Origin of the sequence: Paenibacillus zeirhizosphaerae (assembly GCF_030705605.1) — a bacterium.
Taxonomy (GTDB): Bacteria; Bacillota; Bacilli; order Paenibacillales; family Paenibacillaceae; genus Paenibacillus; species Paenibacillus zeirhizosphaerae.
This window is the reverse complement of record NZ_JAPCKK010000017.1, coordinates 162,156-169,388: the sequence shown is the minus strand read 5'-3', so window position 1 is coordinate 169,388 and position 7,233 is coordinate 162,156. Positions and strand designations below refer to the sequence as shown.

Sequence of the window (7,233 nt, the reverse complement as noted above, 5' to 3'; positions counted from 1 at the left end):
ACTCACCCGTCCGCCGCTAACTTCTGAAGAAGCAAGCTTCTTCATCCGTCCGCTCGACTTGCATGTATTAGGCACGCCGCCAGCGTTCGTCCTGAGCCAGGATCAAACTCTCCATGAAAGACCATCCAAAGATGATCCATTGTAAGAGCGATAAGCTCATTTTGAATCTGACGAGATAAAATATCTCAATGATCCGTTCCGGTTTTTATACTGTCATAGACATGTACCAAAAAACCTTCACGGGGCGATTTCACTTCGTGAAATCTACTCACTCGTTGTTCAGTTTTCAAAGATCAAACACTTGCTTTCTCTCACCACCACATCTCAGCGGCGACTTTTATAATATATCATAGCTTATTGCATTACGTCAACAACTTTTTTGTGTTTATTTTCTTAAGTTCTTAAGTTGCTGAAAATCATGATCCCTTATGCACAAAGGCGATTATTAATTTAACATGGGTTCTACCGAGACGTCAACCTTTTTTCATTCCCTCAAAAAAACAAAAGAGAGCACGTCCCCAGCAGCCGTACTCTCTCTGTAATTCGTATTAGTTTGCTCCATGACATCACCGGAAAGCTAATTCACTGAATAACACAATTCTCTTACGTAATCATTAGAAAACGATTTCCGTGCTGTCGATTCTTTAATATAAGAACGGTAAACCAGTTTACGCAGAACCAAAGGAAGCTCGTACTGAACATGCTTGAGCTCAGGGTGATTAAACAGTTCATGGATAGACCACGGTTCGTTGCGACTTCGGAGTATTCTAAAGAGCAGAACAGAGCAATCCGCCATTTTGGACATGACTGAAAACTCACAGGCCAGCAAAACAAGCTCAACCCGCTGCTCCACCGTTTCAGCACTAATGGTCAGTTCTTCATACAGCTTGTATACCGACTTATCCATTGAGCGGACCTGACTCAACACCTTTTGGGACGGCATGCCTCCGCGTTCGATCACCTCTATACTCGCCCAATGATGAAGAGCGTTAAGGACGCTGTGATAAGCATCCAGCGCGGAGCCTTCCTTAAGATACCTTTTGGCATTCACATAATTATTAAGAAAACGGGCAAATTCATGAAAAAGCTTCTGTTCCCGCATTTGACCGTCAAATCCCTTGATTTCCTCACGCAGGAGCCGAATTTTACGACCAGATTCCCAGATAATATCACCTTCCAGCAGGTAATACACCAAATTGCGCTGTTCCCCCGCAATCAGCCAACGCCATAAACTCGATAAAGGAGCGTAAATGACCTGGCATCGCAGCTCCCCGATCTTTACGTGCTTGAACAGACGCTCCTGCCTTTCAGAATCACAAACAATTAATATTAATGCTTCAAAATCATGAATGATGGACCCAACAAAATGATTCCCAGCTTTTCGATATGCTATGGCACCGATGGCATTACTATCTAACAAATCAACGGACAGCAAGTCTAAACTAGTTAACTGCACGTCACCCTCCATAACAATGAAGCGGGTACACCGCTATATAAAATATTTAATATAATATTTCTACATGATGATTTGAGTTCCTTCTTAATCAGGAAGACTTAATTTCGGCAGGATGTGAAATTTCTTTCACCTCCATTGCATTTCTTACTTAAATGTTTTCAACACGTCCCAAGCCTCGTCACTTGCAAAACTGCGGTTCCAAACTCCAATACCGCCCAGTTGAAGAGATTGAGCCAACTTCACTCTTGCCTTCAATGAGGCTCCATCCTCCAACCAGATTTTATTGAGCACACCGTTTACTTCATATTCAACATAGTTCTGTTTTTCTTGTTCCAGAAACTTCGGTTTGAGCTTACGCTCCTTCAAAATATCAGCAGCGCTCTCCATTCCGATGGCTTTGGAGCTCACTTTCATTTCCCCGTTCTTCTCTTCTTCCGACCAAACCCGCGTATACAGCGGAATACCCAGCACCAGTTTCTCAGGTGGCACGCCATCCTCATCCATAATCCGTTTAACAGAGGATTCAGTCCATGGAAGCGAAGCTACCGACCCTGCCTCGGGACTTGAAGCCCAATGCTCATCGTACGCCATAACCATCATATAATCCGTGATTCCCCCTAATGAGGCACGATCCAAGAACACCGACCACATCTCGCTATCTGATTTGGGTGTTACATCTATCGACAAAATCAGATCATTTGCGCGGGCCAGCGGTTTTAGCTCCCTCATGAATTGGGTAACGTTGGCGCCATCCTCAGTGTATACATTTTCAAAATCGATATTGATGCCGTCCAGGTTATATTGCTTGGATAAAGTAATAATCTTCCTGATAATCTGCATGCGCCGTTCGTAAGTGGACAAGGCGCCGGAGGTGAGATCTGGATCAAAACTGTTGCTGAGCAGTCCCCACACCTCCATGCCTCGTCCATGCGCCCATTGCACGTAACCCGGGTCTGCTTTGTCTTCAATCGTACCTTCTTCACTTACGATACTGAACCAGGTCGGGCTCACCACATTCACTCCCGGAAGTGTACCCATGCTCGAAGTGTCGGGATTTCGCGAATATACGGCCTCCCATGCCAAATTCACAGCCCTGCCCTTCCACTCTTTTTCCGAAGCTGACAGGTTCTCTGCCTGAGCCTTCACCTTCAGTGTACCGTTCAGGATAACATTTGCCGGTTGTATATATCCTGTATATCCGTTATCCAACTGGATGTAGTACCAGCCGTTTTCTTGTCCCCACAGCCTCACAGTCTCCCCTTCGGCCATATCCTTCACGATAGGAGAGTAGTTGGAAGGCCTTGATCGAAGAGCGACACTGGATCCGCGGTCGTCCAACTTCACTTTGCCATGCGTGACGCTTTCCCCCGCTCTCATAAGCATAACTGCCCCGGTCTTCGTATCCTCCTGCACTTCGGTGCCGTAAATATGCTCAATCGACTCGTACGGGACATAAACCTCGTTGTTGATTTCAGCTAACGTCTTCTCCCCAGCATAAGCCTCCCCATTCAGCTCCCCGTTCTCCTTATTCTCCGACAGGTAAAGAACCTGCTCGCGGGTAGCCATGATTACCGATTGCGTCTTTGCTTCGTAACGCACAGCGTCATCAACATATTCTTCTATAAACGAAAGCGGCAGCATCAGGTCCTCCCCCGTGCCCTCCGCTGAATAATCCGTCACTTTTCCCTGAATAAAAATAGGTTTGTCCGACTGCCATTGCGGTTTTTCGTGCAGTGGATTTCCCCACAATAATACCGCTGTTATACCGGCACCTGCGACAACCAGCAGCAAGCCAATCGTTTTTTTAAACCCGCGCCGCTTCTGCCCTTGCTTTCGTTTCACTCTAGACAAAATAAACCCCCATCTAATCACATTTTGAGTAAACAAAAAAAACGCGCGAAATTCAATTCTGAATTTCCACACGTTTCATTCTAAGGGAATCTAGTGTCTACCTGCAAGATTTGCAGAGTCCATACAGCTCCAGCCTGTGTCCATGAACTTCAAAGCCTGTTTCCTCCGCTGCAAACTTCTCTACTTCCAGCAGGGACGGGTAACTGAAATCCTCAATTTTGCCGCATTTCTCACACACAATATGATAATGGTCCGATACATTGGCATCATAACGGCTGGAATTATCTCCATACGTTAATTCATGCACCATGCCTGCTTCGAGGAAGACCTTCAAATTGTTATATACTGTTGCAACGCTCATGCTTGGAAACTGAGGCTCCAGCGCGCGATAAATCTCGTCAGCCGTGGGGTGCCCCATGGATTCCATCAAGTAATTCAATATCGCATGGCGTTGGGGCGTTATGCGTACACCGGTCATTTTCAATTGTTGCAACGCATGCTCGACGCGAGTTGCCATCACTGCCCACCGCCTTAATTAGTCCTGATCCTTATGCTAAGGACATTGTAAGGTGAATTTAAGATCTTTGTCAACGCGGTGTTCCCGTTTCCTCCTCTGACTGCGTCAGCTCCGAGGAATGCACCGTCAGGTCGCTGTTGCCCTCTACGAGCAAGCTGTACAGACCATCTCCGACCTGTCCGGATACATTCTTGCCATCTACCTCAAAAGGAGCATCGGCATTTATGTCCCCATAGCTGCTGGATCCCTCCAGCCTGAAGCTTCCGAGAACAGGCAGACGAAGTGTAATATTACCAACAGCGCTATATATATTCCAGTTTCCTCCAATACTATTGGATTGAACTGCGATACCCCCGTTCAGTGAGCTTGCATTCACATTCCACGAAGCATTATTGATGCCGATATTTCCGTTTTTGGTGTCAGCCGTGACATCCCCTTCTGTTCTCGCAACTTGAATGCTGCCAACCAACGTATTCAGAACGGTTGAGCCCGAAATATCTCCCGCCAACACATTGCCGCGATTGGTATTCATCTCTACATTTCCCGTAACTCCATGAACATCAATCGTTCCGTTCAGGGTTGTTCCCCGTACATCCCCTATTACGCCGCTAACCGCAAGATTGCCATTCCCGCTTTGCAGAGATATGGAATGGATCGCATCCACCCCGGTTAACGAAATCTCCCCGTTTGACGTACGGATATCCATATCAACACGGCGGTCTTCCGGCAGAACGATCTCCATATTCATTCGCGGCTGCCTTTTACCTGAAGCCCCATAGCTCTGGGCGGACGTCCAAATACGAATCGTATTCCCGTTTGACGCTTCCAGTGAAGAGGCTTCAGCAATCGACTTCGCTTCCTCCACAGTCACTTGATCAATCCACATTGTCGTATGAATTTCTACATCCTGGACCGCTGCTCTCCGCACAGTAATATCCCCATTAACCCCTTCGACCAGTAGCTCCGACGTCTGCATGCCGACAGGCACGAGCACGCTGCCTTTATTAATGCGGTTGCCTTCCTCCTCACTGAAGTCCATAGACGCAGTTGTCAGATTAAGGCTGACTCTGTTCCATAAATACATGTAGTGCTCCTGCTGGGTAATGATAAAAACAGAGGCACATAAGAGCACAGACATCAATAATCCCTTTAAATCCGCTCTGAACAGCCGTCTCCCTTTTGAAGCTCCCGACCTGCGCAAATATAGCCAGCTAAAAAGGAAATACTCCAGCCCCAAGCCCACAAAGAGCAAAGGCCACCATGTGAGCAATCCCATCATATAGTCAGTATCCTGCACCAGGTCTATACACAACAAGATTCCCACGAAAAGCAGCAGCAAGGAAGCAGTATACCGGCCTACTCTGACTTTACGATGCATGCCGTTATTTCCCTCCTTTCCGGGAAGTACTGCCCTTCCGAACGGATACGCCAAGCTCACGTAGAAACAATAGAAGTCCAATTATCACCAGCAAAAAGGCTAACAAATAAAATCCGTAGTCCGCAAAAAAATACTCCAGCCAGCGGGGTCTCACACGGAAAAGAATCATTAAAGCTCCGCCCGCCACAAGCAGCAAGGAAAACAGGATCCCTGTCTCCCATGCATCGTAACGGCTCCGTTCCTGACCTGGCTGACTGTGAATCGTAACCCGCTGAGGCTTGCGTTTGTGCAGGATAATATAATCGGATGACTGCAATACATCATAAACGTTATAAAAATAAAGAACAGGGATGAACACGCCCAATAGAACCAGCAATGGTACATTGATCCGCATCACCTCAGAGGATACGTACAGCATGGCCGAAATATCCAGCAGCAGCAGCAGCATAAATGTCATACCTCTGATAAATAGCCCTATAAAAAGATGACCCGCACCCGGAAGCATGGCAGCCAGCAGGACAGCAGCAAACTTCCGCAAACGCGGCCGCAGCTTCCTCGTTCGGCGTGTGTGATTCCGTGAAATCTCGGGATTCATAGCAACCTCCTGGGTTCAAGCTCATACTATAAACATACTTTAAAATACTACCCTATTCCTACATGCAAGTAACTGGAAAAAATCTGGGATAATAAAAAAAAGACCCCGCTCCTGCGGGATCATAGGTTGATGCGACTGTGCTACTCTACGATTACGGCAGATATGTCTTCCCACTGCCGCAATGCGGCCGAGATACGAAGGGGATCAAATCCAGGGCGCGCCAATACTTCTAATGATACTTCCACGTTCCGCCCCTCCGGGTGAAGCTCACGAAAGGGAATGTTGTCATGCTCTTTGACGGACACTTTCTTCACCTTGATCTCTTCCTGCTCCAGGAAGGTGGATACCTGATCCAGCAAGCCTGGTGATGACAAGCCATATAGCGTGATCTGATGAGGTTTTTGCCCACGCAGATAACGCTGCTCCAGCTTGTTAAGCGTCCACAGAGTAAGCAATACAAGCACAGTAGAAGCCACAGAAGCAAAATAGAACCCGGCTCCCGTTCCCAAGCCGATGGCAGCCACCACCCAAATAGAAGCCGCTGTCGTCAAACCCGTTATGCTCTTCCCTGTAAACAAAATCGTTCCTGCCCCGAGAAAGCCTACCCCCGTTATCACGGCGGTGGCCAGACGAGCCGGATCAATTCGGACACTAGGCTCCCTCACAAAAGCTGCAAAACCGTATATCGACAGCATCATAATTAATGAAGATCCGAGACAGACCAAAATATGAGTCCTTAAGCCAGCCGCGTGATTGGACCGCTCCCGTTCAAAGCCGATCAACCCTCCGAGCAACACCGCAAGTAATAACCTAATCATAATATGTGAATTATCGATAACCCACGGATCTCCCAATTCCTGCCCCCCTCGCCTGGTGTGTAAAATGTGACGGAATCGGAAACCAACTGGTTCCGTTCAGATATGCAAATTCATATTATTCAGATGAAACGTCGTTAATTCCACTCCCGGGGCAATTTCCTGCACAGCTACAGGACGAAATCCGTATTTCTGGTACAGGGAAACCGCAGGAGTATTCAAGGTGCCGGTTGAAACCATAAACAGAGGAACCTCCCGGTGCGATTCAACTACATGTTCAATCAGCGAGCCCGCGAGCCCTCTTCTGAAATGTCCGGGATGAACCATCATTCTGGTAATGATGAGCGAGCCGGGTTGCTCCGTCTCGGTTGCAATCGCACCGATAATCTCGCCATCTTCGCCAATGGCTCCGTAAAATTGTTCACCACAGGCGCGAAGAGTTTCCAGCGTGTCCATCAATGGGGGGATTTTATCAAATCCGATTTTCTCCGCTTCCAGACGATAAGCCACGTGCTGGAGATGCCACAGTTGTTCAAGCGTATAATCATCCTGCAGGGATAAAGCTGTGATCATGAAATCCCTCCTTATATCGGGGTTCGACATTTTATATACAAAACGGGT

General features: G+C 47.4%; 7 protein-coding genes and 1 rRNA gene. All 8 read right to left on the bottom strand.

What is annotated here, in order from left to right; all coding sequences use genetic code 11:
- Window positions 1-118, bottom strand: a 16S ribosomal RNA gene (locus OIN60_RS15170); the annotation flags it as partial.
- 459 nt (window positions 119-577) lie between these two features.
- Window positions 578-1,456 (bottom strand): nucleotidyltransferase-like protein, encoded by an 879-nt coding sequence (locus OIN60_RS15165; RefSeq protein WP_305755716.1) that lies wholly within the window; start codon window positions 1,454-1,456, stop codon window positions 578-580.
- A 144-nt stretch (window positions 1,457-1,600) separates the two neighbouring features.
- Window positions 1,601-3,307: a glycosyl hydrolase family 18 protein gene (locus OIN60_RS15160; protein WP_305755715.1), complete on the bottom strand. Its 1,707-nt coding sequence runs from the start codon at window positions 3,305-3,307 to the stop codon at window positions 1,601-1,603.
- A gap of 97 nt (window positions 3,308-3,404) precedes the next feature.
- A complete protein-coding gene (perR, locus tag OIN60_RS15155; protein ID WP_305755714.1) occupies window positions 3,405-3,824 on the bottom strand; it encodes a peroxide-responsive transcriptional repressor PerR in 420 nt (139 codons plus the stop codon).
- Window positions 3,825-3,894: 70 nt separating this feature from the next.
- Window positions 3,895-5,202, bottom strand: coding sequence for a DUF4097 family beta strand repeat-containing protein (locus OIN60_RS15150; protein WP_305755713.1), 1,308 nt, complete (start codon window positions 5,200-5,202; stop codon window positions 3,895-3,897).
- 4 nt (window positions 5,203-5,206) lie between these two features.
- A complete protein-coding gene (locus OIN60_RS15145) occupies window positions 5,207-5,797 on the bottom strand; it encodes a hypothetical protein (protein WP_305755712.1) in 591 nt (196 codons plus the stop codon).
- Between the two features lie 140 nt (window positions 5,798-5,937).
- Entirely contained in the window at window positions 5,938-6,651 is a 714-nt protein-coding gene (locus tag OIN60_RS15140) for an MgtC/SapB family protein (protein ID WP_305755711.1), read from the bottom strand.
- A gap of 60 nt (window positions 6,652-6,711) precedes the next feature.
- Window positions 6,712-7,185 carry a GNAT family N-acetyltransferase gene (locus tag OIN60_RS15135; protein ID WP_305755710.1) on the bottom strand — a complete coding sequence of 158 codons (474 nt, stop codon included), beginning with the start codon at window positions 7,183-7,185 and terminating at the stop codon, window positions 6,712-6,714.
- Between the last annotated feature and the right edge of the window lie 48 nt (window positions 7,186-7,233).